The organism is Micromonospora sp. CNZ285 (genome assembly GCF_004637285.1).
Genome location: NZ_SPQD01000001.1, coordinates 3994697 through 4019760, shown reverse-complemented (window position 1 = coordinate 4019760; position 25064 = coordinate 3994697). Strand labels below are relative to the sequence as shown.

The window sequence follows — 25064 nt, the reverse complement described above, 5'->3', positions numbered from 1 at the left end:
TCTGGTGGATCGGCTGCGAGGGGCGCAGCGTCAAGGCCCGCAACGTGGCGGCCGACCCCGTGTCTCGCTCGCCCTGGAGGGCGGCGTCCATCCGGTCGTCGCGGAGGGCGAGGCTCGCGTGCACCGCGCCGACTTCCCGCCCGCGATCGTGGCGGCGTTCGCGGAGAAGTACGGCGGATGGGACATCCGGCAGCCGGTCACGACGGACGGGGACCGGGTGCTGCTGGAGGTCCCCGTCCGACGGTGGCTGCTGGCCGGCACGGCACGCTAGTCGCCGGAGAACCCCCAGAAGTAGAGCTCACTCGGGGCGCCCGCCTCGTCGTGCAGCACGGCGTACCGGCCGAACCAGCGTTGCTCGGCCAGCGGGGCGAGCGCCTCGACGTGAGTGCGGCTCGGTCTCGCGACGCCCGCTCGGGCGAGCGCCTCGGCCTCGGTCACCCGCTGGAACGTCCCGTAGTCGGGTTCCTCGCCGTCGGCCAGCACCCGCGTCATGTCCAGGATGGAGTGTGTGCCGGACTCCTGCACCCGCTCGTCCGCCCACAGCTCCTCCTCACTGCGGGGACGGTCCGGGAAGTCGGCGGCGGACGCACCGAACTCGCCCGGCACCGCCCACCAGTAGTCACCGGCCTCGAAGACCTGCCGGCGCAGTTCGTCCAACGCGGCCTGCGCATCCGGCTGATACGCCACGAAGTAGTTCCAGCCCGATGCGCCCACGCTGCCTCCCGGTGATCCCGCTCGTCGACCGCCGCCGTCGGACGGCGCACGCGATCATGCCCGAGACCACCGACGAAACCGGCGGGCCATCGCGACCAGGATTCCTGTGCCACTCTCTCCGCCATGCGTCTGTCGCCAAGCCTGGGAGTCGCCGCGGTCGTGGCCGGTCTGCTGTCGGTCGGAGCGGCGCTGCTCGCCATGCGGGAGGCATCGCTTCTGTGGGCAGTGGTCACGCTGGCAGCGCTGGCCGGCCACGCGCTCACCGCCTCGCCTATGCCCCGGGTGACGTGGGGTGTCGCCGCCGCTGCCGGGCTGTTCGCCCTGGTGTCGGTGGCGAACCTGCACTGGTATCGGGAACAGGCGGCGGAGGTGGGCGAGCCGGCACGGGGCCAGGCTGGGGCGGGCACGTACCTGCTGGAGAGCTGGCAGTACGGCATCGACCGGCAGCGGCTGACAGCCGGGGGCATGGCTCTCGGCGTACTCCTGCTTGGCGCTGCCGTGTCGGCGTTGCCGGCACGCGGCGGGCGGCGGGGTGTGGTGACGACGGTCCTGGCGGTGGCGGCGCTCGTCTGGTGCGTGTCGAGCGTGGCGCTGACGCCCGGCGAACCGCCGCTGCCCGACCTGTTCGCGGCGGTGTGGCCGGCGTTGCTCGCCGTGCTGGTGACGGCCGGGGTGCTGGCGTTGGCCGGACGGCGGGGCGACCGGCGCGGGCTTCTCCCGGCGGGGATGGTCCTGCTGTCGCTGGTCACCGTGCGGGCCTGCGCGGATCTCGCCTCCACGTGGGCGAGCTGGCGGACGTTTGTCGAGCCCGCCAGGGACGCCTTCCTGCAACCGGGATTCATGGTGAGCGTGGGTGCTTCACCGGGAAGCGCCCTTGAGGTGTCGTCGTCAGTGGAGACGGCTGTCGCACTCGGCGGCGTGGGGCTGGCGGTCGCCGGCGCACTGCGCGCCCTCCGTGAGACCGAGGGCCGCGGATAGCGGGCGCCTACGGGTGCGTGTCGGTGATCGCGATGACCTCGTCGAGGCGGTCCAGGGCGGCCCGCAGGTCGTCGACCTTGGCCTGGATGCGCTCGCGCTCGGCGCGCAGCATGGCCCGCTGTACGGGGTCGGTGTGCCCGGAGTCCCAGCACGGCAGGAGTTCGGCGATCCGGCTGCTGGTCAGGCCCGCCGCGTACATCTGCTGGATGAAGCGCACCAGCGTGACCGCGTCCGGCCGGTAGAGGCGCTGGCCGGACGCGCTGCGCCGGGGGAAGAGAAGACCCTGCTCCTCGTAGTAGCGCACGGCGCGCACCGACACACCGGCGTCGCGCGCCACCTCGCCGATGCGGATCAGCGGCTCGGTCACGCTGACTCCTCTCACCCCGGTCCCGGCGGGCAACACTTGCCTCTGACGTCAACGTCAGGTTTTAGCGTACCGGGCATGGACATCAACGACTCGGTCGCTCTCGTCACCGGCGCCAACCGCGGCCTGGGCCGCGCCTTCGCCCAGCGCCTGCGCGAACGCGGCGCCCGCAAGGTCTACGCGACCGCCCGCCGGCCGAAGACCGTGGACCTGCCGGGCGTCGAGGTGCTGCCGCTGGACATCACCAGTCCCGCATCCGTACGCGCCGTCGCCGCTATCGCCCCGGACCTCACCCTGCTCGTCAACAACGCCGGGATCCAGACCGGAACCGACCTGGTGACCGGTTCGCTGGACGCGGTGCGACACGAGGTGGAGACCAACGTGCTCGGGCACCTGGAGATGATCCGGGCGTTCGCGCCGACGCTGGCCCGCAACGGCGGGGGCGCGATCGTGAACGTGCTCTCCGCCATGTCGTGGTTCGGGACCAGGGGCGCAGGCGCGTACCACCTGACCAAGGCCGCCGCGTGGGCGATGACGAACGGCGTACGCCTGGAACTCGCCGACCAGGGCACGCTCGTGACGGCGGTGCACCTCGGCCTGGCCGACACCGACATGTCAGCCGGCTGGCCCGTGGACAAGATCGCACCGTCGGACCTGGCCGACGCGGCGCTCGACGGCGTCGAGGCAGGTGCCGCCGAAGTGCTGGCCGACCAGTGGAGCCGCGACGTCAAGTCCCGGCTGACGCTGACGCCGGAGGAGTTCAACGCCGCGATGGACCGGGCTTTGGCGGCGCTGGCGGCGGCCTGAGTTGTTCAGCCGGGCCGTCCGCTGGTCGTACTCGCGTACGGGCCCGGCTGTACTCTCCCGGTCCTGGCCGCCTTCGACGGGGGCCGTCGGCCGTCGTCGGCCGGAGTCGCTGCGTGGGGCCTTCGCCGTCACCCGGCCAGGTGGCCGGTGGCTCGCAGCAGCGCCCGGGAGAAGCGGTTGAGATCGACACCAGCTAGCTGCGGTGGGGTGAACCAGTCCAGCTCGCTGATCTCCTCGTGGTCGGGGATCGGCTCTCCGTCGGCGATGGTCGACTGGTAGACCGCGGTGACGTACGCGACCTGGTCGCCGTTGGGGTAGGTCACCTCGTAATCAGGGCCGCCGAGCACGTCCAGCAGCCGCGGCGGGCTGATCCGCACGCCGACCTCCTCGCGGATCTCGCGCACGGCCGCCTGGGCCGGGGACTCTCCTATGTCGACAGCGCCGCCGGGCACCGCCCACCCGTTCCCGTCCTCGGCGTGACGTACCAGCAGGATCCGTGCGCGATCGTCGACGACGACGACCGACACCGACGGCATCTGGATCAACTCGTGGCCGATCATCGTGCGGAGCCGGGCCAGGTGCGGGGAGATGGCCATCAGGGCACGGTAGACCCTCCGTCCGTGCCCTCGGCCGGATTCTTGCGGAGGCGGCGATTGCTGAGGCACGATCTTGGCACGTCGACCCTGGCGGTACCGTCGCCGACGTGCAATCCGATGGCGCTCTGCTGGATCACATCCGCACCACAGCATGGATCGTCGCCCTGTTGGCGCGGTTCGACTTCGACGTCTCCCGGGTGGCATACGGTCCGGTCGAGCCGGTTCATCTGCCCGGCGGCGAAACCCTCGAGATGATCGCCGGAGATGCCTCGGGCGGCGCATTCATGCTGGCCGGCTCGGGTAGTCGACGACCAGTCGTGTACGTCGGGTCGGAAGGCGAAGGCGGGCTGATTGTCAAGCCCCGGGTTTGATGGAGAGTTGGTTAGCTGGTTTTCAGGGGTGCGGTGACCGGGTGGGTCATCGCGTGTAGCGCCTCGTGCTCGGCGGGTGGGACGTGGCCGAGTTCGCCGTGCAGCCTGCGGTTGTTGTACCAGTCGATGTACTCGACGGTGGCCATCTCCAGGTCGTCGAGCCCGCGCCACGGGCCCTTGTTCCGGACGAGTTCGGCCTTGTACAGGGAGTTGAACGCCTCGGCCATCGCGTTGTCGAAGGAGTCGCCCTTGGAGCCGACGGAGGCGACGGCGCCGGCCTCGGCGAGCCGCTGGGTGTAGCGGATCGCTCGATATTGGGCGCCACGGTCGGAGTGGTGGACCAGTCCGCCCAGGTCAGCGCCTTGATTTTCGCGGCGCCAGATCGCCATCTTCAGCGCGTCGAGAGCCAGCTCGGTGTAGAGACTCGTGGACACCTGCCAGCCGACGATCATGCGGGAGTACACGTCGAGGACGAACGCGGCGTACACCCAGCCCACACTGGTGCGCACGTAGGTCAGGTCCGCGACCCACAGCTGGTTCGGATGTTTCGCGGTGAAGTCCCGTTTGACCAGGTCAGCGGGCCGGTTGGTCTCGGCCGCTGGCCGGGTCGTGCGTGGCGACTTGTCGCGCAGCAGCCCGCGCAGCCCGCAGGCGCGCATCAGCCGCTCGACGGTGCACCGGGCCACTGGCAAACCGCGTCGGTGCAGCTCGTGCCAGATCTTGCGTGCCCCGTAGACGCCGTAGTTCTCCGCGTGGATCCGCTCGATCACCGCGGTCAGCTCCTCATCGCGCCGCGACCGGGCCGAGGCCGGGCGGGTCTTGGCGGCGTAGTAGGTCGACGGTGCGATCTGTGCCGGCGTGTCTTCGAGCGCCTGCAGGACCGGCTGGACACCGTGTTCGACCCGCTGGGAGTCGACGAACTCGACCTTCATCGCGACGGACGGTCCAACTCCGCCGCGAAGAAAGACGCCGCGGACTTCAGGATCTGGTTCGCCCGCCGCAGCTCACGCACCTCCCGTTCCAACGCGGCGAGGCGTTCCGCGTCGCTGCTGGTGGTGCCCAGCCGGTCGCCGGCGTCGGTCTCGGCCTTCTTCACCCACGTGCGCAACGCCTCCGGGTGAACCCCGAGCTGACCGGCGATCCGACGGATCGCTCCGACCGCGGACGCCGGATCCCGACGGGCCTCGACCGCCAACCGGGTCGCACGCTCACGCAACTCATCGTTGTACTTCTTCGGTGCCGGCATCGCTGGTGTTCCTCCCAGGTTTCGATGTCTCCATCAAACCCGGTGCGGGACAGATCGCCTTGTCCGTGCGCGACGCGCTGGCACTTGTCGTCGGGCTGCCCAGTCTCCACGACGCGATCGCGAAACCGTTCACTGACGAAGGCAGTCGGCTGCGGGACTGGCTGGCCGAGGCCGACAACGACATTCGCGATGACTGGCCGCAGCTCGACATGGAACGGGATCGACTCCGGGAAGCACTCGATCTGCCGCCCGCGCACGAGCTCCTGGCTGCGCTGCACGCAGCCGCGGCCGACGAGCACTACCGCCCGATCAGCGACGCTGGTGAACGCTACAGGTCAATGCTTGAGTAGCCGTGCGGCCCGGTGCCCCCGGGTTGGTCTGACGTGCCGCCGAGTCGAGCGGAGGGTGGTGCGCCCGGCAGGATTCGAACCTGCGGCCTTGGGATTAGAAGTTGAATCCCGATCATAGTTGCGGCTGACTGACAGTCCATAGGGGTGTCTATCTGTCCAGGTAGACACCCCTATTGCTGTCGGCCGGTAATTGCTTGTAGCGGCCAGTCCGCAGGCGTCCGGGCTCACACCGGGCTCACGTTAAGCCCCCACGCCGGTCGGCTGAGTGCTCTCAGCCGCAGTGAGCTCCGCCTCGCCGTCAGGCTCGCTCGACCTCGCGCAGCATTAACGCGAGGCTCTGTGACCGCCGCTCGGCCGGAAGCGCGTCCCAAGCCCGCCGGGCGTACATGACGCCGCCAGCCTTGTCGCCGGCCTTTGCCATCGTCAGCCCCCGATGTAGCTCGATGTGCGTCGCGAAGCGCGGGAGCCCTGCCGGCCGTGTCCGGTCGGCCTCATCTTGAGCCCCGCTTCCAGGTTCCGGCATCCCCAAGCGGGCGTACAGCATGCTACGGAAGGTCGCCATACGCCATGGCGGAACGGCGGTGTCGGAGATCTCGCCGTCCGGTGACGCGACGTGATCGAAGGCTCGCCGCGCTTCGGTGTCAAGCGCAATCGCGCCGGCCTGGTCGCCGCGCCCCGCCGCGACATGCGCGCCGGCCATGAGGGCCTGGACGCGGCCAAGCGAGGGCCGGTCGGACAGGGCTAGGGCCTGGTCGGCGTACCGCCTGGCCGTTGGAAGCGCCGCGCCCTCATAGGCGAGTGCGATCGCTGCCCGGCCTCGAACCCACACGCGAACTCCGAGGTCGTCGGACCGGTCCGCCGCCGTTGCCGCCAGGTCGTACCAACCGATCGCTTCAGCCGGGTTGGGTGTGGTCTTCCCATAGGTGACCAGGGCTCGCGCGGCGTGTGACCACATGTGCGGCGTGTCGAGGTGCTGTTGAAGGATCACGAGGTCACTCGCAAGTCTGGCCTGGAGAACGGCCGCCCCTACGGCCATGTAGTCCCGGCCGTACTGGTCAACCCGCTCGCGCCAGTCTTCCTCGGCACCTCGGCCATCAAGTGCGGCGGTGAAGCCAGCTCGGATGAGTTCTCCAGCCACGACCGGGCCCACGACGCCGGCCGCGAGTCCGAGTACTTGTCGGCGGTTCACATCACCCTCCCCGAGCGCCCGCGCATAGGCGAGCACGATGTCAGGGGTCGCGGCCCTCCGTCCTGCCTCCACGTTGCTCAGGTGCGAAGCCGAGTAGCACGAGCGGGCCGCCACCGAGGCCAGCGTCACGCCGGCCTCGGTACGAGCCTGCCGCAACTGCGCGCCAAGGTCGTCCACGGGGTCCCCCTGTTGAAAGCCTCTGAAAGCATCGACCTCCTTCCGAGCGTAGTCCGTTGATCGCAGGCTGAGACCAGACGGCCGACGCGATGGGAGGTAGAGGAACGTGCCTCGATGGAAGTGGTTTCGGCGCAAGCAGAACCCCGGAGACGTCTCAGAGCGCTCGGCGCGTGCGCAATGTAGCGGTCTCTACGTCGGCCGCGTCCGCTCAGCGCCCGGCTGGAACAGTCCCACTTTGCTGCTAGATGATCGGCCCTTGTTAACGCGGGGTGGCATGTGGCGCGCTGATCAGGCGGGCCACCGGTCACGTGGAGATCGGCGGTGAACGGGGGAACGCCGCCGCCTGAGCCTCCGTTTGCCGTGATGATGGCGGGCTTTGTCGTTGACTTCCATCACCGGAATGCGTGCTCTCGGTGTCAGCCGGACGGCAGTTGTGCTCGGCTCAGTCGCGCTGGCGAGACGCTGCGGGTGTGGAGAACCAAGAACGGGCAGACTTCCGGCTCAGCGCCGGTGCGTACCGCTGCGGAGCACGCGCCCGCTCGGCGATCGGGTCGTCTGCCTCATGAGGGCGGTGGGCGGCGGTGACCCTCTCGGTGGTGGCCGCGCTCGCCGCTCCTCAGCGCCGCCTGGAGGCGGTTACGCCGGAGGTGGTGGCGGACTCGCGCCGGCTGTTGGGGCGTGTTTTGGCGGAGTCGCGGCGGTCGGCGCGGGTGACTCAGGACCGGTTGGCGGTTCTGGTGCGGTGGTCCCGCAGCAGCATCGCCAACGTGGAGGTAGGGCGCCAGTACGCGCCACGCGAGTTCTGGATGGCCTGCGACGTGGCGTTGGGATGCGGGGGTGCGTTGCTGGCCGCGTGGGGGCGTACGGATGCTCTGGCGCGCCGGCTGAGGGAGCAGGAGAAGGAAGCGCAGATTCGGCAGCTCCTTACCCAGCCGGCCCCAGGGTGCGTCTGTCGGGAGCTGCATCGCCTGTTGGCGGAGTCGGGATGGTCGTCGTGACGCGTCGGCCACACACGCCGGTACGGCCGATCTGGCTGTGTCGCGCCTGCGGCCATCCGTGGCCGTGTGGGGACGCGAAGCTTGCGCTCTTGGCTGAGTACGAACGGAACCTGGTGAGCCTGTCCGTGTACCTGGCCGGGACGCTGGGCGATGCGGCGGACGACTTGGCCAAGCTGCGCGCCGACGCACCGAGCGCCGATGAGTTGTTTGATCGCTTCTTGGGGTGGCCGAAGTTGCGACAGGCAGAGAAAGGTCAGGCTGACTAAGCAGGGCAAAGCGATTTCGCCGCCGGGTATTCATTGCGCCTGTGCGGCAATTCCGCGCCGCCTATAGGTGTATTCATCCATGTTTGTCAGCAAGACGACAAAGCGTTGATTGAGCTTCTTGCACCTCGCAATGATTTTGTATCCGCATTCACCGATATCTACATGAGGAGAAAGCGTGCACATCCAAAGTCTCAGAAGTGGCGGCGCAATCGTCGCCGGCCTTCTCGCCGTCGTACTCGGCGTCCTGGCCATGGAAGCCCCGGCGGTGGCTGGTCAGCACCGGAAGAACACCTATGACGGCGCTCAGCAGGTGCTTGCGCCGTGCATCGCGCTCGCCATGCAGCAGAAGTCATCCGAGTGGAGCTGCACGAGCGCCGGCCTGACCAGCACCCGCCGCGACGCCCACGGCACCCCCGTCACCACTTTCACGGCCGTCGCCGCCACGACCGCCCCAGCCCCCGACTCGGTAGCCGTTCTCGCGGACGACTACGACACCTGGTGCGAGAGCAGCGGCACCTGTCACCGCGTCATCGACGCCTCGCGTTACATCGGTGAGACGAAGGGCAACGCCGTCTACGGCAACAGCAGCGGCGTCATCGGCAGCTTCGACGTGATCATTCGCAACAGTCTCCAGGGTCGACGCGGTCGGTGGACCGTCTCGCTGATCTGGGACCTCGGCCCGTCGCTGACGTTCAGCGATTCCTGGATCAACTGCTACGAGGTCATCGACCTGTGGCCGGACGCCGACTGCGGCGACCATGCCCTCTACCCGGGCCGCATCAGCAGCGGCTCGTGGCGCTGGAACAGCCCCACGCTCTACGGCAACAACCTGGTCAACTCCGCCGCGTACTACGCGGCCTTCAACACCGACTTCACCCCCGCCGGCTACTCCGCCCGCACCGCGCCCGCATTGGAGACGGCGCGCTTCAAGTGCTACGGGTCCGACCCCTGCAAGTTCTGATCCCGTCCGGCCCGAAGTCGTACCATCACAGGTGAATACGGATGCGTGACCATGGTCCCGACCTCTCCGCCGGTGAGGCCGGGACCGTGCCGTAGCTACGCCCCCCTAGGAGCAGCATGGGCGACACCAGCGCCGCACCGAACGCCTGGAACACGGCCCGGCCGTTTCCCGGTTCACCGCCGGACATCTCCGACCGCTGCCGCATCATCGACACGCCCGAGGGCCGATTCTGGGAGCTGAGCGAATCAGGCTGGGATGCCATGCTCGGCTACCTTGCCGATCCGGCCACCCTGACTCGGTGCCCGGAGACCCGGCAACATCACGTCGAGGTGACCGCTAGCGACCGCACCGGAGAGCACCCGTCTCGCGTCCCGCGCACCCCGGACGACCAAGCAATCATCGACGAGGCCGCGAACTCGTATCTGCGCGATGTGGGACTGCCGCAGCGGCCAACCGGCTACCGCTGGTTCCAACGTCTACCCGATGACCTGACCGTCAAAGACATCGATGAAGCGGTCTTCGCCGCGATCAGGCGTCTACCCCTCGACCATCATCCCGCCGCAGCGGTGCCGGCCATCCGCGCGACGCTAGGTGAGTTGTACCGGCAACGCTGAGCTGGCGACGGGCTGGCCTGCCGGACCTTGGAGCCCTCGGGTGTCGGTATCGGCCGGAGCAAGGCGTACGCCCTCGCCAAGCGTGGGCAGTTCCCCGTGCGGGTGCTCCGCGTCGGGCGAAGCTACGTCGTGCCCGTGCCGGAGATCCTGGAACTACTCGGCGTTCGGGCCGTCACTTGACTTGGCGCTCCACTGAGGAACGGTCCGACCTGATAGCACGTCATCGACCAAGAGCGCGACGATGCCCGCTGCGGTGAGGTCCGGTCGCAAACTCACCAGCTTTTCCACCTCGCTGGCAGTGAGCCGAATCTTGACCTGCTGATCGCGCTTCTCGTCGCCGGGTAGTGCCGGCAATCCCTGAGCGGCTTCGACTACCCGGCGTCGTCGCATAACTCACCTTCCATGAATCTGTCGGGGAAGTGGTACCATTATAGGTACCACTTCCCCTCTCCCAAGGAGGAGCCTTGAGAGGATCAGTGTTCCGTCGCTGCGCCTGCCGCGATCCGGAGACTGGCAAGCAGTATGGGCAATCCTGCCCGAAGCTCAATCAGCGCCGTCACGGTGCCTGGGGTGTTCGCCAGGAGCTGCCGCCGGCTGCTGACGGCGAGCGCCGCACGTTCCGCCGCTCTGGTTACGCATCGGCAACAGAGGCGCAAGCGGAACTCGATGCCGTCCGCGCGCTGCTAGCGCTGCCCGACCCTGACGACGAGGACGGTCGCCAGCGCGTAGGGGATCTGCTGGAGCGCGTGGCGTCCAACAGGGAGCCCCTTCCCGACCTGGAGGAGACGCGCCGCAAGTTCCGTAGCGGCCAGTCATTGACCGCGCGCATCACTGTCGGAGAATGGCTCGATACCTGGCTCGTTGGCCGCAAGATTCGCCCGAGCACCATCAACCGCTACGGCCGGGATATCCGGCTTCACCTCAATCCTCGCATTGGCGATATCCGTCTAGATCGGCTGCGAGTGTCGCACCTGGCGGAGATGTTCAACGCGATTGTTGAGCGCAACATCGAGATCGAGGAAGCGAATGCCCTGCGTCGAGCCGCGATTGAGGAGTTGAAGTCGCTCAAAGGGCGTGAGCGTCGCCGTGCCGCTCGGGCTGCCATGGCTCAAATGCCGCCGTTTCGCCGTACGGTTGGGCCCACGACTCGGCGGCACATCCGAGCCACGCTGCGGGCCGCCTTGAATGACGCCATCACCCAAGAGTTGATCACCTTCAACCCGGCGGCGCATGTCGAGCTTGACCCCGTGCGCCGGCCGAAGGCGCTGATCTGGACGGATGAGCGTGTTGCGCGGTGGCGGGTCACCGGCGAGAGGCCGTCGCCGGTCATGGTGTGGACGCCTGAGCAGACGGGGGCCTTCCTTGACTTCATCGCGGACGATGAGCTGTACGCGCTCTTCCACTTGATCGCGTTTCGCGGTCTGCGCAGGGGCGAGGCGTGCGGCCTGCGGCCGGAAGACATGGATCTCAAAGGCAAAACCCTCACGGTTGCCACGCAGCTCGTAGACATCAGCGGCGAGATCGAGGAGAACGCCCCGAAGAGCGAGGCTGGAAACCGCATCGTTGCTCTGGATGCCGACAGCGTGAAGGTTGCCAAGCGCCACCTCAAGCGGCAGCGCAAGGCCCGTGAGGAAGCCGGCGCGGCGTGGATCGAGAGTGGCCGTCTCTTCACGCGGCCCAACGGTGAATGGGTGGAGCCGACGTGGCTGTCGGACTACTTCGATCGACTGGTTCGCAAGGCGGGTTTGCCGCCGATCCGCCTGCATGACCTCCGCCACGGCGCGGCCACGATCGCTCTCGCGGCCGGTACCGAGATGAAGGTGGTTCAGGACATGTTGGGCCACTCCTCGATCTCGCTCACGTCCGACACGTACACCTCGGTACTGCCGGAACTAGGCCCTGTGTCATAAGTGCCGTTCGAGTCTCCGGAGCCAGACGTCGATCATGCTGATGGTGGCGGTGGCTTCGTACCGCACGGCGAGCTTGTCGTAGCGGGTGGCCACGGCGCGGTGTTGTTTGAGTAGGTTGATGCCGCACTCCACGGCGTGACGCTGCCGGTATGCGCTGGGGTCGAAGGCGGGTGGTCGGCCACCCGCCGAGCCCTTCTTGCGCCGGTTCGCGGCCTGGTCGGCCTTGACCGGGATGACGCAGCCGATGCCACGCCGCCGCAGGTAGCTCCGGTTGGCCTTGCTGCTGTAAGCCTTGTCGGCCAGGACCTGCCCCGGCCGGCACCGAGGACGGCCGACGCCGAGGCGAGGCACCCGGATGCGCTGCAGCACGGTGGTGAACTGCGGGCTGTCGCCTCGCTGCCCACCGGTGATGACGAACGCCAGCACCATACGGCCCTGCTCACAGGCCAGGTGCAGCTTGGTCGTCAGACCGCCCCGGGACCGGCCCAACGCGTGATCGGCCGGCTCGACAGCGCCGCTGCCGCCCGGCGGCTCGACCTGCGTATGACTGTCGCGGCGGGCACCGGCGGCGTGCTGATGCGCCCGCGCGATCGTGGAGTCCACGCTCACGTCCCAGGTGATCAACCCGAACGCGTCGGCCCTACCCTGCAATCCGGCCAAGATTCGCGCCCACACACCGGCCCGCTGCCAACGCCGGTACAGCCCGTACACCGTCCGCCAATGCCCGTAGCAGTCCGGCACGTCCCGCCACGGCGCACCCGTACGGACCCGCCACCTGATCCCGTCAATGAGCTGCCGCTTGCTCCACTTCGGCGGCCGACCTGCCTTCTTCGGTCGGGGCAGCAGCGGCTCCAACACCGCCCACTGCGCGTCGCTCAGGTCGAACCGCCTCGTCACCGCTACGCTGGCCACGAGGTCTCCGTGCAGATGGTTGTCTTGGTCGATAACCCATCTACCGGAGACCTCACCGCATATCGATCACCGACACGCTCGACCGGTCAACCCGATCCCAGCAGCCGACCACTTATGACACAGGGCCTAGTACGGCAGCCGCCGTTTGAGATGTCGCTGGTGGGGCCGGGTAGACGAGGTGCGGCCACCGCGTGATCGTCTGTCTGCTGTGGACATAACTTCAGATCTGGCGGTGGCCGCGTGCCACAGCGTAAACCCTGCCCGGTGGCGGCAGGTTCTGGCCGGGGTGTGCGAGGCGTTCGCGGGACGGTTCGGGCGGGTCGAGCCGCGGCGCACGGCGACGGCGTTCGTGGCCGGGCTGCTCTCGGATGTCGAGGTCAAGACGTGTTGGCAGTTGGCGGAGCAGGCCGGGCATGCCCGGCCGGACGCGATGCAGAGGCTGTTGTATCGGGCGGTGTGGGACGCCGACGCCGTCCGCGACGATCTGCGCGACGTGGTCGTGGCCCGGTTCGGCGACTCGGACGCGGTGTTGGTCGTCGACGAGACCGGGGACCTGAAGAAGGGCACGCATTCGGTCGGGGTGCAACGCCAGTACACCGGCACCGCCGGCAGGATCGAGAACGCGCAGGTAGGGGTGTTCTGCGGCTACGCCAGCCGGCACGGGCACACGCTGATCGACCGCCGGGTCTACCTGCCGGTGTCGTGGACCGATGACCGGGACAGATGCCAGGCCGCCGGGGTTCCCGATGAGGTCGTCTTCGCCACGAAGTCCGAGCTGGCCGCCGACATGATCACCGCTGCGGTCGACGCCGGCGTCCCCGCCGCGTGGGCGGCTGCGGACGAGGCCTACGGCAACAGCAGCGTCTTCCGCGCTCACCTGCGCGAACACCGCCTGGGCTATGTCCTGGGCGTCTCCCGCAGTCACCTGGTCCCTCTCGACGGCGGCAAGACTCGGGTGCGGGCTGACCGGGTCGCCGCCGACCTACCGGCCTCGGTGTGGCAGCGCCGCAGCGCAGGCGCCGGGTCGAAAGGGCCACGCTTCTACGACTGGGCCTGGCTCGACGACGTCTGCACCGATGCCGACCCCGACGACGGCGGCCACCACAGCCTCCTGATCCGCCGCAACACCACCACCGGCGAGCTGGCCTTCTACCGCTGCTGGACCCCGCAACAGGCCACTCTTGCCCAACTCGTGCGGGTCGCGGGCATCCGCTGGACAGTCGAGGAAAGCTTCCAAGCCGCCAAGGGCCAGGTCGGCCTCGACCAGCACCAGGTCCGCCGCTGGGACTCCTGGCACCGCTTCACCACCCTGGCCCTGGCCGCCCTCGCCGTTCTGGCGATCTGCGCCGCCGACGCCGACGACGACTCCACCGACACAGGACTGATCAAGCTGACCGTCAACGAGACCCGCCGGCTGATCAACACCCTCGTACTCCGCCCGATCCGCGACCTCACCCACCGTCTGCGCTGGTCAGACTGGCGCCGCCGCCATCAAGCCCGAGCCCGCCAAGCCCACTACGCCCGACGCCTCAACCTCGAACTCCAGCCATGATCCCGAACGGCGGCTGCCGTACTAGCGCGTGAAGCGGCGGAAGCAGCCGCCCGCCTGGTCCCCCGCCAGGGCTCCAAGCGCACCGCCGGGCTCACCTCGGGCTCACGTGGGGCCAACCCATCGAAGAATGGCGTTAAGAGAGATCGCAAGAAGAGCAAGAAACAGCAGGTCAAGACTGCTGAGTGAGGGTGCGCCCGGCAGGATTCGAACCTGCGGCCTTGGGATTAGAAGTCCCCTGCTCTATCCGCTGAGCTACGGGCGCGCGCCGACTGTCGTCGCGCCAAGAGGGTACCGCCGCTCCCCGCGTGCCCGGGGGTACGGGTCGGCGCGTCCGTTCCGCCCCTCAGCGTCCCACGCCGGGGCCCGGACCGGCACCACAGTTCCGGCGGGTCCGGCGCGGGCCGGGCGGGACGCGATCCGTACCCTCGTCGGATGCTGCTCGACCAGGAAACCGAGAACGAGATCGTCTTCGAGCTGTGTCAGCTCCTCGGACGGGCGATCCTGCCCCTCACCGGCTCGGATGCGCCGGGCGCCCCGGCGGGCGTCCTCGGCACCGCCTTCTTCTACAGCGAGCTGGTCGGCGCCACAGACGACGGCGAGATCGCGCACGAGTGGCTGCTCACCGCCGACGCGCTCACCGACCGGGCGTACGGCGAGATCGGCTTGCGGCCGAGCGTCACCGACCCGGCCGAGGGGGCGGACGAGCCGATCGACCTGCCCGGCTTCGCCGACCACTGGCTGCACCTGCCGGAACTGGGGCTCGCCGCGATGCCGACCGGCGGTCTGCACGGCCACGCCGACGATCGGGGCTGGCGCTGGCGTACCCAGCAGGTCACCGAGGCGGTGGCCGTGCCGGCCGACTCGGTAGCCCGGATCGGCGCGGCGCCTGCGTCGGCGTTCGTGCTGGCGCTCGGTGTCGGCGACGGCGGGTCGCGGCCGTTGGAGGCGGTGGTCGAGCGGGTCGCCCGGGACGGCGGCGAGGTGCGGGTCACCACGGAACTGCCCGCCGGCTACGTGGGCGCGCCCGTGTTCGCGGTCGAGGCCGGGCCGGACGGTGGGCCCGCGCTGCGCTGCCTGGGCGTGGTGCTGCCGCCGCATACCGGTGGCCATCCGATCGCCACGTTCGACCGGATCCGCGCCGCGCTCACGGCGGTCGTCGCCGACTGAACCGGCCGTCCGGCGGCGGGACGGCCGACTGAGCCGGGCGTCCCGCCGGCGGGACGGGCCGGGCTCAGCCCTCGGCGGTCGCGTCGGCCGGTCGGCGCGGTGACGGCGGCGTCGTGGGCTCCGGCTCGGTCGGCCCGGCGCGGAGGAATCCCTCCGCCCACCGTCCGACCTCCGCGAAGACCTTCTCGCGTACGCCGGGACTGGACAGCGTGAGGTCGTGCAGCCCGCCGTCGAAGCGGGCCAGCGTGACGTGCCGGCCGAGGCGTGGCGCCCAGCGCACCATGTGCTCGACGTCGAGCACCGCGTCGGCGCCGGTCGCGCTGTCGTGCCACTTCGTGCCCCGGAAGCTGCGCGTCGAGCAGGCCAGCAGCACCGGCACCGGGATGTCCAGCCCGGCCCGCAGACGACGCTGACCGGCGCGGATCGCGTTGATCCAGCCGGCCCGCACCGGGAACCCGGCGAGCGGCTTCCAGGCCAGGTCGTACCGCCACTCGCCCCGGTGGTCGGCGTGCAGGCTCTCGCCGTACACCGTGCCCAGGCCGAACGGCAGCACACGCTGCGGCGCCCTGCGGCCCAGGCGGGAGACGGCGGCCGCGAGGGGTCGACGGACCATCCAGGGCGCGTTGATGTCGAAGAAGGGGCTGTTGAGCACGATGCCGTCGACCAGGCCGGCGTCGCGGCGGTCGTGTGCCCACAGCGAGATGATCAGGCCGCCGGTCGAGTGGCCCATCGCGAGCAGGGTGTCGTGTCCCTCCTCGGCGCGGATGATCTCCGCGGCGGCGTCCAGCTCGGGGAAGTAGTCGCTCAGGTCACGGCAGAAGTTCGGGGTCTGGTGCGGGAGCAGACTGCGGCCGTACTTGCGCAGGTCGAGCGCGTAGAAGTCCCAGCCGCGCTCGGCGAAGAAGTCGGCCACGTGGGTCTGGAAGAAGTAGTCGACGAAGCCGTGCACGTAGAGCACGGCGCGGCCGGTCGGGCGGTCGGCGCGCCGCCGCACGAGGGTCGCGACCACCGGCCCCTCGTCGTCGGTGCCCAGCTCGATCGTCCGCCGCTCGTAGGGGGCGCCCAGCACGTCCGGTTCCACGACCGCGACGGTACGCCGCCGGGCTACCCGGCGGTAGGGGTGCTGGGTTGTAAGGAGGAAACCCCTTGTTGACAAACGGCACGGCCCGCCCGCCCGCACCGTGCGGGCGGGCCGTGCCGGACGTCAGGCGGTCTCGGCGTCCTCGCGCTCGGCGTCCTGCAACGGCGCGCCCTCGGGCTGGTCGACGGCGCGCAGGTGCTTGTTGTGGCGCGGCTCCTGCCGGGTCTTCGCGTCGTTGAGCTTGCGGCGCAGGTCGTCCCGGACGTCGTTGAGCGCGGCGTGCAGATCCTCCTCGGTCGAGGTGGTGACGATCTTCTGCCGCCCGGCGATCCAGCACTCCAGGGTCACCTTCTGGCCCCGGGCCTCGCGATCCTTGACGGACACCTCCAGCTCGGTGGCGTCGGCGTGGAAGCCGGCGAGCCGGGCGTCCAGGGTCCCGAACTGCTCGGCGATCCAGTTGCGGTCGCCCTGGGAGAACCCGGCGCCGACCCGCAGGCACTCGGCCACGGTCGCGGGGTTCGCCACGGCGCTCATCGCGCTGCCTCGCGGACGTCTCGGAGAAGCATGGGAGCTCCCTTTCTCTCGGTTGATCAAGTACTTACCCAACCGGCGTGATTCCGGAACGCCTGCTTGCCGGCTCCTCTCGATCATGCGTCGCCGCAGGTCAGGCCCGTAGGGCCGGTCGGCCTAGCAGATCGGGACCTTGATCAGGTGGTTGTCCACAGGCCCGCTCGTCATCCACAGTTCCGGGCCGGCGGGTGGCCGGGGCCGGGCGTTCGGCAGACGCTCACCGGGACAAGTCGATCCCTGGGAGGGGCGATGTTCGATACGTACGTGACGATCGTCGGCAACGTGCTGACCGCGCCGGAGTGGCGCCGCACCACGCAGAGCGGAACGCTGGTGGCCAACTTCAAGGTCGCCTCGACCGCCCGCCGGCTCGACCGCGACAGCGGCCGCTGGGTCGACGGCAACAGCCTTCGGGTACGCGTCAACTGCTGGCGCCGCCTCGCCGAGGGGGTGGCCGCCTCGGTGGCGGTCGGTGACCCGGTCATCGTGGCCGGCCGCCTCTACACCCGGGACTGGACCGACGAGTCCGGCACCCACCGCACGCTCTACGAGCTGGAGGCGGTCGCCGTCGGGCACGACCTGTCCCGGGGCCGCGCCCGCTTCCTGCGCAACCAGCCCCGCGCGGCCACCAGCACGGTCGAGGACGCGGAGGCCGAGCAGCGGGTGCACGGCGAGGCGACCGAGCCGGTGCCGGATGCCCAGGCCCCGGCGACGTTCGACGACCGGCCCTTCGACGACGACTTCCCACCGCCGGAGTACGGGGGCGGCCGGAGCGGGTCGGCCGGCACCGGCGAGCCCGACCCGTTCGACGCCCGGCCCGGTGTGCGGCAGGCCACCGGTTTCGACCCCGGCTCGGGTGGCCCGGCCGAGGAGGAGGACGAGCTGGGCGACGTGGCGGACGACGGGCCGGCCCCGGCCGAGGACGACGAACTGGGCGAGGTCGCACCGCCGGAGGTCGGCGGACCGGGTGGTTCCGGGCCGGGTGAGGGCGAGCCGGGCGGCGCGAGCCCGGGCGGGACCGGTGGCACCGGCGGGACCGCGTCGGGGCGCCGCGGGCGTCGGCGGACCCCGGTGCCCGCCTGACCCTTCGTCCGACGGGGGCGCGGGGTGGTGACGTCGGCGTCACCACCCCGCGGTACGACTAGGCTGGCCGGCCGGAGGTGGTGACGGGTGCGGCAGGCGACCGCCATGGCGAACGCGACCGGGATGGTGGCGGGCTACGCGCTCGACGCCCTGCTCGGCGACCCCCGCCGGTGGCATCCGGTGGCCGGCTTCGGCACTGCGGCCGGTGCGCTGGAACGGCGGGTCTACCGCCCCGACCGGGCGGCCGGCACCGCGTTCACGGCGCTCGCCGTCGGCGCGCCGGTCCTGCTCGGTGCCGCCGCCTCGCTGGCGACCCGGCATCGTCCGATCGCGCGTGCAGTGCTGGTGGCCGCCGGCACCTGGACGGTGCTGGGTGGGCGCACGCTGCGGCACGAGTCCCGGGTGATGGCGCGGGCCCTGGGCCGGGCCGACCTGCCCGCCGCCCGGGCGCGTCTGGGCAACCTGTGCGGGCGTGACCCGTCCGCCCTCGACGAGCCCGAACTCGCCCGCGCCACTGTCGAATCGGTCGCCGAGAACACCTCGGACGCCGTGGTCGCCCCGCTGGTCTGGGGCGCGGTCGCGGGCCTGCCCGGCCTGCTCGGCTACCGGGCGGCGAACACGCTCGACGCGATGGTCGGCCACCGCTCGCCCCGGTACGCCCGCTTCGGCACCCCCGCCGCCCGGCTGGACGACGCGCTGAACCTGGTGCCGTCCCGGCTCACCGGGCTGCTCACGGTGGCCGTCGCGCCGGTGGCGCACGGGGACCGCGCCGTCGCGTGGCACGTGTGGCGGCGGGACCGGGCCGACCACCCGAGCCCGAACGCCGGTCAGTGCGAGGCGGCCATGGCGGGCGCGCTCGGCGTCCGGCTCGGCGGGCGCAACGTCTACTTCGGCCGCGCCGAGACCCGGCCGTTCCTCGGCGACGGACCCCGCCCCGAGGCGCGGCACCTGAAGCGGGCCGCCCGGATCTCCGGCGCGGTCGGTGCCGCAGCGCTCGGCCTGGCCGCGCTCTACCCGGTGACAGTAGGTCGCGTGGCCGGGGCCGCCGGGCGGGCCGCGCTGGGCGCCCTCACCCGAGCGGCCCGTGGCTCAGGCCGGGGGAGCGGGCGGTGAGCGGCGGGCTGCTCGTCGCCGGCACCACCTCCGACGCCGGCAAGAGCGTGCTCACCGCCGGCATCTGCCGCTGGCTGCGCCGCCGGGGCGTCCGGGTCGCCCCGTTCAAGGCGCAGAACATGTCGAACAACTCCGCCGTGGTGGTCGGCCCGGACGGTCGCGGCGGCGAGTTGGGCCGCGCCCAGGCGATGCAGGCCGCCGCCTGCGGGCTCGACGCCGACCTGCGCTTCAACCCGGTGCTGCTCAAGCCCGGGAGCGACCACGCCAGCCAGGTGGTGCTGCTCGGCGAAGCCGTCGACACGGTCACCGCCGGCAACTACCACGAGGTCCGGTCCCGGCTCGCCACCACGGCGTACGCGGCCCTGGCCGAGTTGCGGGCCGAGTACGAGGTGGTGATCTGCGAGGGCGCGGGCAGCCCCGCCGAGATCAACCTGCGCGACGGCGACTACGTCAACATGGGGCTGGCGCGGCAGGCCGGGCTGCCCACGATCGTGGTCGGCGACATCGACAGGGGTGGCGTGTTCGCCTCGATGTTCGGCACCGTCGCCCTGCTCGACGCGGCCGACCAGGCGCTGCTGGCCGGGTTCGTGGTGAACAAGTTCCGGGGCGACCGCGGCCTGCTCCAGCCGGGGCTGGACATGCTGCGCCGGGTCACCGGCCGCCCGACGTACGGGGTGGTGCCCTGGGCGCTTGACCTGTGGCTGGACGCGGAGGACTCGCTCGCGTACGGGCGGGTGCTCGGCCGACCGGCGGCGCCCCGGGGCACCGACTGGCTCGACGTCGCCGTGGTGCGGGTACCGCGGATCAGCAACGCCACCGACGTGGAGGCCCTCGCGACCGAGCCGGGCGTGCGGGTACGCCTCACCGTCGAGCCGGCCGAACTGGCCGCCGCCGACCTGGTGGTGCTCCCCGGCACCAAGTCGACTGTCGCCGACCTGGCCTGGCTGCGGGAGACCGGACTGGCCGACGCGGTCCGGGCGCACGCCGCCGCCGGACGGCCGCTGCTCGGCATCTGCGGCGGCTTCCAGATGCTGGGCCGGGCGATCCACGACGCGGTGGAGAGCCGCCGGGGCACCGTACCCGGCCTCGGGCTGCTGCCCGTCGAGATCACCTTCGAGCCGCGCAAGACGGTCCGCCGGGCCGAGGGCACCGCCGCCGGCGACGTGCCGGTGCACGGGTACGAGATCCACCACGGCCGGGTCACGGCCGCCGACCCGGGACTCGCGCCGCTGCTGCGCTACGCCGACGGCACCGGCGAGGGCGCACGCCTCGGCACCGTGTACGGCACGCACTGGCACGGCGCCTTCTCCTCCGACGCGTTCCGCCGCCGGTTCCTGACCGAGGTCGCGGAGGCGGCCGGGCGTTCCGGGTTCAAGGTCGCGCCGGACACGTCCTTCGCGGCGGCCCGGGAACGGACGCTGGACCTGCTCGGCGACCTGGTGGAGGAACACCTCGACACCGACGCGCTGTGGCGGCTCATCGAGTCCGGGCCACCGCCGGGACTGCCGTTCGTGCCACCCGGCGCGCCACCGGCTCAGTAGCGCACGTCGGCCGGGCGGTCGGACATCGGCAGCCCGGCCTCCCGCCAGCCCTGCACCCCGCCGATCATGTCGGTGGCCTGCCGCAGCCCCAGCGTCTGGAGGCTGGCGGCGGCCAGGCTGGAGCTGTACCCCTCCCGGCACACCACGATGACCTCGCGGTCGTACCCGGTGGCCTCCGGGATGCGCCACGCGCTGGCCGGGTCGAGCCGCCACTCCAGCACGGTGCGGTCGATGACGATCGCGCCGGGCAGCTCACCCTCCTCGCGACGCTGCGCCTCGGTACGCGTGTCGATAAGCAGCGCGCCGCCACGGACCGCCTCGACGGCCTCGTGCGGGGTCAGCCGGCGGAGACCGGCGCGGGCCTGTTCCAGGAGGGCGTCGACGCCCGGACACATCACGTCATGGAGCACCCCCCGATGATGCCCAGCGCGCCGCGCCGCCGCTCGGTGAAACGGTCCGCCCGGGTCGCAGTTTCCAGCGGACGGGGGAACGTTAGCGTCGGTCGGGTGAACGTGGCAGTGATCGAGGCGTACGCCGGGTTGGCCGGTCGGGTGCTGGCCGGTCCGGCGCGGTTGGGGCGTACCCGGCTAATCGCCGTCGACGGGCCCAGCGGCGCGGGCAAGAGCCTGTTCGCGACGCGCCTCGCGGACGCGCTCGCGGAGCGGGCGGGCGGCGTGCGCCCACCGCTCGTGCACACCGACGACCTGCTCGACGGCTGGGACGACCAGCTCACGTTCTGGACCCGGCTGGAGGAGCAGGTGCTCGGCCCGCTGCGGGCCGGACGGGCGGGCGGCTACCGCCGCTACAGCTGGGTGCGCCGGTGCTTCCTGGACCCGGTGGTGCCGGTGCCGGCCGGTCCGGTGCTGATCGTCGAGGGGGTGAGCGCCGCCCGCGCCGCGGTACGCCCCGAGCTGACGCTGTCGGTGCTGGTCACCGCGCCGGCCGACCTGCGGTTGCGCCGGGCGCTGGCCCGCGACGGCGCGCAGATCCTGCCGGAGCTGCGCCGGTGGCACGCGGGGGAGCGGGCGCACTTCACCGCCGACGGTACGGCGGCAGCGGTGGACGTGGTCGTCGACGGCGCGCCGGACCTGCCGCACGACGCGGACCGCTACTACGTGCGCGTGGGGCGGCGATCGGGCTCGGGCGACGTGGCGGGGTAAGGCCAGCATACGATTCCGGTCATGACCACTCCGATCCTCTCCGAGTCCGAGGTGCGGGCCGCCGTCGAGCGGGAACTCCCCGGCGTCCGTGCCGACCTCGAGCGACTCGTCCGCATCCCGGGCATCGCCTTCGAGGGCTTCGACCACTCGCACGTGGAGCGTTCCGCCGAGGCGGTGGCGGAGCTGCTGCGCGGCTGCGGCCTCGACACGCGGATCGTCCGGTCCGGCGGCCAGCCCGCGGTGATCGGCACGAAGGCGGCCCCGCCCGGCGCCCCCACCGTGCTCATGTACGCGCACCACGACGTGCAGCCGGTCGGCGACCTGTCGCTGTGGGAGTCGGACCCGTTCGAGCCGGTGGAGCGGGACGGCCGCCTGTACGGCCGGGGCGCCGCCGACGACAAGGCCGGCATCATGGCGCACGTCGCCGCGCTGCGCGCGTTCGGCGACCGGCTCCCGGTCGGCGTGGTGCTGTTCATCGAGGGCGAGGAGGAGTACGGCTCGGACTCGCTGGAGCGGCTGCTCGCCGAGCACCGCGACGACCTGGCGTCGGACGTCATCGTGATCGCCGACTCCACCAACTGGGACGTCGGCGTGCCGGCGCTGACCACCTCGCTGCGCGGCATCGTCAACTGCTTCGTGGAGGTGCGCACGCTCGACCACGCGGTGCACAGCGGCATGTTCGGCGGCGCCGTGCCGGACGCGCTCACCGCGCTGGTGAAGCTGCTCGGCACGCTGCACGACGAGGCCGGCGACGTCGCGGTGGACGGGCTGGTCGGCCGCGAGGGCGCCCGCGTCGACTACCCGGAGGACCGGTTCCGCGCCGAGGCCGGCCTGGTCGACGGCGCGACGCTGTTCGGCACCGGCCGGATCACCGACCGGCTCTGGACCAAGCCGGCGCTGGCGATCCTGGGCGTGGACGCGCCGTCCACCGGCGAGGCCCCGAACGCGCTGGTGCCGTCCGCGAAGGCGAAGCTGAGCGTACGGCTGGCGCCGGGCGACGACCCAAAGAAGGCGTACGCGGCGCTGACCGCGCACCTGGAGCGGCACGCGCCGTGGGGCGCGCAGGTGTCGGTGACGTTCGAGCACGACGGCGCGCCCTGCGTCATCGACGCCTCCGGCCCGATGTTCGACGCGGCCCGGTCGGCGTTCCGGACGGCCTGGGACGGCACCGACCCGGTCGACATCGGGGTGGGCGGGTCGATCCCGTTCATCGCCACGTTCCAGGAGATGTTCCCGCAGGCCGCGATCCTGGTGACCGGTGTGGAGGACCCGCACGCGCGGGCGCACGGCCCGAACGAGAGCCTGCACCTGGGCGAGTTCGCCCGGGTGTGCCTGGCCGAGGCGCTGCTGCTGGCCCGGGTGGCGGAGGCCGGAAACCGCGCCTGAGGTGTCGAAACCGTAACTTCGGGGCCGATGTCGGAGTTTGTGGTGTGTCGGCGGGCGGGGTGTTATAGCCTTTCGAACATGCGTACGAACGACGAGATGGAGCGGCTTCAGGCCGCCGTCCGTGCTCTGGGGGACGTCGACGTCTCCGCGTGGTCCGAGGACACGCTCAACGAACAGATCGGCGAGCTCTCCGCCGCCCTGGTCACGCTCGACGCGCTGCTCACCCGGGTCGCCGAGGGCGTGCGCGGGCGCGGCCTGCGCATCGAGGAACCGGTCTCGGCCTGACCGTCGGCCCGGCGACCCCGGCGCACCCGTGCGGTGTGCCGGGTCGCCGGATCCGCCCCGATGTCACAGGCGGCTGGCAGGATGTGGACGTGCGTTTCGCGGAGCTGGCGGCCACCTCGGCCGCGGTCGGCGCCACCAGCGGCCGTCGGGCCAAGGTGGAGCTGCTGGCCGCCGCGCTGCGCGGGCTGGAGCCGGGCGAGATCCCGGCCGGCGCCGGCTACCTCGCCGGTGAGCTGCGCCAGCGTCAGACCGGTGTCGGCTGGGCGGGCCTGCGTGACCTGCCCCCGCCGGCCGCCGAGCCGACGCTCACCGTCGCCGCCGTCGACGCGGCGATCGAGGAGATCTCCCGCGTCACCGGGTCCGGCTCGCAGGCCCGGCGGCGGGACCTGGTCGGCCGCCTCTTCGCCGCCGCCACCGCCGACGAGCAGCGCCTGCTGACCGGCCTGTTTCGGGGCGAACTGCGTCAGGGCGCGCAGGCCGGGCTGCTGACCGACGCGATCGCGCGTGCCGCCGACGTACCAGTGACCGCCGTGCGCCGGGCCCTGCTGCTCGCCGGTGACCTGCGGGCGGTGGCGGTCGCGGCGCTCACCGGCGGCGCTGCCGCGCTGGCCGGGTTCGGGCTCCAGGTGGGCCGGCCGCTCGCGCCGATGCTGGCGCAGAGCGCGCCCTCGGTCGACGAGGCGCTCACCGCCACCGGCGTGCCGGCCGTGGTCGACGTCAAACTCGACGGCATCCGCATCCAGGTGCACCGCTCCGGGGCGGACATCGCGGTCTTCACCCGCAGCCTGGACGAGATCACCGGCCGGCTGCCCCAGGTGGTGGCAGCCGTCCGCGCGCTGCCCGCCCGTGAGCTGGTGCTCGACGGCGAGGCGATCGGGCTGGACGCCGCCGGCCGGCCGCTGCCGTTCCAGGAGACGTCCAGCCGGGCGGCCCGGCGCACCACACCCAGCACCACCGGGCAGGCGCCGGTCGCGCCCGCCGTGCTGGCCGCCGCCGAGCGCACCGGCGAACCGGTGCTCACGCCGTACTTCTTCGACCTGCTGCACCTCGACGGCGCCGACCTGATCGACGCACCCGGCCGGGAGCGGTGGGCGGCCCTGGCCCGCGCTGTCGACGGTTCGCTGCTCGTCGACCGGGTCGAGGTGGACGACGCGGAGCAGGCGGCCACGGCGTTCGCCGCGGCTGTCGACGCCGGTCAGGAGGGCGTGGTGGTCAAGGACCCGGCCGCGCCGTACGACGCCGGCCGCCGCGGCTCGGCCTGGGTCAAGGTCAAGCCGCGGCACACGCTCGACCTGGTGGTCCTCGCGGTCGAGTGGGGCAGCGGCCGGCGGGAGGGCTGGCTGTCCAACCTGCACCTCGGCGCCCGCGATCCGCGCACCGGCGAGTTCGTCATGCTCGGCAAGACGTTCAAGGGGCTCACCGACGAGCTGCTGCGCTGGCAGACCGAACGGTTCCTGTCGCTCGCCGTGGAGAAGGGCGACTGGGTGGTGCGGGTCCGGCCGGAGCAGGTGGTCGAGATCGCGTTCGACGGGGTGCAGACGAGCAGCCGGTACCCGGGCGGCATGGCGTTGCGCTTCGCCCGCGTGCTGCGCTACCGCGACGACAAGAGCGCCGCCGAGGCGGACACCATCGACGCGGTCCGCGCCATCCACGCCGGCCGGGTCACCGGCTGACGG

At 71.4% G+C, this 25064-nt stretch carries 28 protein-coding genes, 1 tRNA gene and 1 pseudogene; 19 read left to right on the top strand and 11 right to left on the bottom strand.

Annotated elements, in window-relative coordinates:
* Positions 1 to 4: 4 nt before the first annotated feature.
* Complete coding sequence (locus CLT75_RS18185) at positions 5 to 271, top strand: hypothetical protein (RefSeq protein ID WP_486485214.1); 267 nt, start codon at positions 5 to 7, stop codon at positions 269 to 271.
* Here the strand turns inward: CLT75_RS18185 and CLT75_RS18180 are convergent.
* Positions 268 to 714, bottom strand: a complete 447-nt coding sequence (locus tag CLT75_RS18180) for a hypothetical protein (RefSeq protein WP_135241696.1) — start codon at positions 712 to 714, stop codon at positions 268 to 270. The two genes, CLT75_RS18185 and CLT75_RS18180, sit on opposite strands and share 4 nt — an antisense overlap.
* A gap of 123 nt (positions 715 to 837) precedes the next feature.
* On the opposite strand from CLT75_RS18180, the gene CLT75_RS18175 reads away from it, so the two are divergent.
* A complete protein-coding gene (locus CLT75_RS18175) occupies positions 838 to 1692 on the top strand; it encodes an LptF/LptG permease family protein (RefSeq protein ID WP_135241695.1) in 855 nt (284 codons plus the stop codon).
* 7 nt (positions 1693 to 1699) lie between these two features.
* On the opposite strand, the gene CLT75_RS18170 is transcribed toward CLT75_RS18175, so the two are convergent.
* On the bottom strand, positions 1700 to 2059 hold the full coding sequence (locus CLT75_RS18170) for a MerR family transcriptional regulator (protein ID WP_209310344.1): 360 nt from the start codon (positions 2057 to 2059) through the stop codon (positions 1700 to 1702).
* 75 nt (positions 2060 to 2134) lie between these two features.
* Between CLT75_RS18170 and CLT75_RS18165 the strand changes: the two genes are divergently transcribed.
* A complete protein-coding gene (locus CLT75_RS18165) occupies positions 2135 to 2863 on the top strand; it encodes an SDR family oxidoreductase (protein ID WP_135241693.1) in 729 nt (242 codons plus the stop codon).
* Positions 2864 to 2991: 128 nt separating this feature from the next.
* Here the strand turns inward: CLT75_RS18165 and CLT75_RS18160 are convergent, their stop codons facing one another.
* Entirely contained in the window at positions 2992 to 3459 is a 468-nt protein-coding gene (locus tag CLT75_RS18160; RefSeq protein WP_135241692.1) for an NUDIX domain-containing protein, read from the bottom strand.
* A 107-nt stretch (positions 3460 to 3566) separates the two neighbouring features.
* Here CLT75_RS18160 and CLT75_RS18155 point away from each other — a divergent pair, with 107 nt between their 5' ends.
* Positions 3567 to 3830 carry a hypothetical protein gene (locus CLT75_RS18155; protein ID WP_135241691.1) on the top strand — a complete coding sequence of 88 codons (264 nt, stop codon included), beginning with the start codon at positions 3567 to 3569 and terminating at the stop codon, positions 3828 to 3830.
* 11 nt (positions 3831 to 3841) lie between these two features.
* Here CLT75_RS18155 and CLT75_RS18150 read toward each other — a convergent pair.
* Positions 3842 to 5076 (bottom strand): annotated as a pseudogene (locus CLT75_RS18150) (IS3 family transposase).
* Here CLT75_RS18150 and CLT75_RS18145 point away from each other — a divergent pair.
* Complete coding sequence (locus CLT75_RS18145; RefSeq protein WP_135241690.1) at positions 5067 to 5426, top strand: hypothetical protein; 360 nt, start codon at positions 5067 to 5069, stop codon at positions 5424 to 5426. The pseudogene CLT75_RS18150 and the gene CLT75_RS18145 sit on opposite strands and share 10 nt — an antisense overlap.
* A 298-nt stretch (positions 5427 to 5724) precedes the next feature.
* Here the strand turns inward: CLT75_RS18145 and CLT75_RS18140 are convergent, their stop codons facing one another.
* Positions 5725 to 6792, bottom strand: coding sequence for a helix-turn-helix domain-containing protein (locus tag CLT75_RS18140; RefSeq protein ID WP_135241689.1), 1068 nt, complete (start codon positions 6790 to 6792; stop codon positions 5725 to 5727).
* Between the two features lie 581 nt (positions 6793 to 7373).
* Here CLT75_RS18140 and CLT75_RS18135 point away from each other — a divergent pair.
* The 4 genes from CLT75_RS18135 to CLT75_RS18120 all read left to right on the top strand — a co-directional run bounded on the left by CLT75_RS18135 (position 7374) and on the right by CLT75_RS18120 (position 9631).
* Positions 7374 to 7790 (top strand): helix-turn-helix domain-containing protein, encoded by a 417-nt coding sequence (locus tag CLT75_RS18135; protein ID WP_135241688.1) that lies wholly within the window; start codon positions 7374 to 7376, stop codon positions 7788 to 7790.
* Positions 7778 to 8056, top strand: a complete 279-nt coding sequence (locus tag CLT75_RS18130; protein WP_135241687.1) for a hypothetical protein — start codon at positions 7778 to 7780, stop codon at positions 8054 to 8056. Before CLT75_RS18135 ends, CLT75_RS18130 begins: the two co-directional genes overlap by 13 nt.
* Positions 8057 to 8231: 175 nt before the next feature.
* Complete coding sequence (locus CLT75_RS18125) at positions 8232 to 9017, top strand: hypothetical protein (protein WP_135241686.1); 786 nt, start codon at positions 8232 to 8234, stop codon at positions 9015 to 9017.
* A 116-nt stretch (positions 9018 to 9133) separates the two neighbouring features.
* Positions 9134 to 9631 carry a DUF5956 family protein gene (locus CLT75_RS18120; protein WP_135241685.1) on the top strand — a complete coding sequence of 166 codons (498 nt, stop codon included), beginning with the start codon at positions 9134 to 9136 and terminating at the stop codon, positions 9629 to 9631.
* A 153-nt stretch (positions 9632 to 9784) separates the two neighbouring features.
* Here CLT75_RS18120 and CLT75_RS18115 read toward each other — a convergent pair whose 3' ends face one another.
* The gene (locus CLT75_RS18115) at positions 9785 to 10021 is read right to left on the bottom strand and encodes a hypothetical protein (protein ID WP_135241684.1); all 237 of its coding nucleotides are present in this window, start codon (positions 10019 to 10021) and stop codon (positions 9785 to 9787) included.
* A 74-nt stretch (positions 10022 to 10095) separates the two neighbouring features.
* Between CLT75_RS18115 and CLT75_RS18110 the strand changes: the two genes are divergently transcribed.
* A complete protein-coding gene (locus CLT75_RS18110; protein WP_135241683.1) occupies positions 10096 to 11541 on the top strand; it encodes a site-specific integrase in 1446 nt (481 codons plus the stop codon).
* Here the strand turns inward: CLT75_RS18110 and CLT75_RS18105 are convergent.
* Entirely contained in the window at positions 11536 to 12453 is a 918-nt protein-coding gene (locus CLT75_RS18105; protein WP_135240956.1) for an IS5 family transposase, read from the bottom strand. The two genes, CLT75_RS18110 and CLT75_RS18105, sit on opposite strands and share 6 nt — an antisense overlap.
* A 232-nt stretch (positions 12454 to 12685) precedes the next feature.
* Here CLT75_RS18105 and CLT75_RS18100 point away from each other — a divergent pair, with 232 nt between their 5' ends.
* Positions 12686 to 14005, top strand: coding sequence for an IS701 family transposase (locus tag CLT75_RS18100; RefSeq protein ID WP_420891099.1), 1320 nt, complete (start codon positions 12686 to 12688; stop codon positions 14003 to 14005).
* 189 nt (positions 14006 to 14194) lie between these two features.
* Here the strand turns inward: CLT75_RS18100 and CLT75_RS18095 are convergent.
* Positions 14195 to 14267: transfer RNA gene (locus CLT75_RS18095), tRNA-Arg, on the bottom strand.
* Positions 14268 to 14437: 170 nt separating this feature from the next.
* Between CLT75_RS18095 and CLT75_RS18090 the strand changes: the two genes are divergently transcribed.
* Positions 14438 to 15172, top strand: coding sequence for a hypothetical protein (locus CLT75_RS18090; protein ID WP_135241682.1), 735 nt, complete (start codon positions 14438 to 14440; stop codon positions 15170 to 15172).
* 64 nt (positions 15173 to 15236) lie between these two features.
* Here CLT75_RS18090 and CLT75_RS18085 read toward each other — a convergent pair whose 3' ends face one another.
* Both CLT75_RS18085 and CLT75_RS18080 read right to left on the bottom strand, forming a co-directional pair.
* Positions 15237 to 16253, bottom strand: coding sequence for an alpha/beta hydrolase (locus tag CLT75_RS18085; protein ID WP_030273265.1), 1017 nt, complete (start codon positions 16251 to 16253; stop codon positions 15237 to 15239).
* A 123-nt stretch (positions 16254 to 16376) separates the two neighbouring features.
* Positions 16377 to 16787 carry an HPF/RaiA family ribosome-associated protein gene (locus tag CLT75_RS18080; RefSeq protein WP_135241681.1) on the bottom strand — a complete coding sequence of 137 codons (411 nt, stop codon included), beginning with the start codon at positions 16785 to 16787 and terminating at the stop codon, positions 16377 to 16379.
* A 285-nt stretch (positions 16788 to 17072) separates the two neighbouring features.
* Here CLT75_RS18080 and ssb point away from each other — a divergent pair, with 285 nt between their 5' ends.
* The 3 genes from ssb (at position 17073) to CLT75_RS18065 (ending at position 20557) form a co-directional block, all read left to right on the top strand.
* Complete coding sequence (gene ssb, locus CLT75_RS18075; protein WP_135241680.1) at positions 17073 to 17903, top strand: single-stranded DNA-binding protein; 831 nt, start codon at positions 17073 to 17075, stop codon at positions 17901 to 17903.
* An 87-nt stretch (positions 17904 to 17990) separates the two neighbouring features.
* The gene (locus CLT75_RS18070) at positions 17991 to 19016 is read left to right on the top strand and encodes a CobD/CbiB family cobalamin biosynthesis protein (RefSeq protein ID WP_486485213.1); all 1026 of its coding nucleotides are present in this window, start codon (positions 17991 to 17993) and stop codon (positions 19014 to 19016) included.
* A complete protein-coding gene (locus CLT75_RS18065; RefSeq protein ID WP_135241679.1) occupies positions 19013 to 20557 on the top strand; it encodes a cobyric acid synthase in 1545 nt (514 codons plus the stop codon). The genes CLT75_RS18070 and CLT75_RS18065 overlap by 4 nt, the downstream gene beginning before the upstream one ends.
* Here the strand turns inward: CLT75_RS18065 and CLT75_RS18060 are convergent.
* Complete coding sequence (locus CLT75_RS18060; RefSeq protein ID WP_135244054.1) at positions 20551 to 20952, bottom strand: rhodanese-like domain-containing protein; 402 nt, start codon at positions 20950 to 20952, stop codon at positions 20551 to 20553. The genes CLT75_RS18065 and CLT75_RS18060 overlap by 7 nt on opposite strands.
* A 111-nt stretch (positions 20953 to 21063) precedes the next feature.
* On the opposite strand from CLT75_RS18060, the gene CLT75_RS18055 reads away from it, so the two are divergent.
* From CLT75_RS18055 to CLT75_RS18040, 4 genes are all read left to right on the top strand, one after another.
* The gene (locus CLT75_RS18055; protein ID WP_209310343.1) at positions 21064 to 21717 is read left to right on the top strand and encodes a hypothetical protein; all 654 of its coding nucleotides are present in this window, start codon (positions 21064 to 21066) and stop codon (positions 21715 to 21717) included.
* 21 nt (positions 21718 to 21738) lie between these two features.
* Entirely contained in the window at positions 21739 to 23103 is a 1365-nt protein-coding gene (locus CLT75_RS18050; RefSeq protein ID WP_135241678.1) for a dipeptidase, read from the top strand.
* Positions 23104 to 23181: 78 nt separating this feature from the next.
* Positions 23182 to 23388, top strand: coding sequence for a hypothetical protein (locus CLT75_RS18045; RefSeq protein ID WP_030273275.1), 207 nt, complete (start codon positions 23182 to 23184; stop codon positions 23386 to 23388).
* Positions 23389 to 23477: 89 nt separating this feature from the next.
* Positions 23478 to 25061 (top strand): ATP-dependent DNA ligase, encoded by a 1584-nt coding sequence (locus CLT75_RS18040; protein WP_135241677.1) that lies wholly within the window; start codon positions 23478 to 23480, stop codon positions 25059 to 25061.
* Positions 25062 to 25064: the final 3 nt, after the last annotated feature.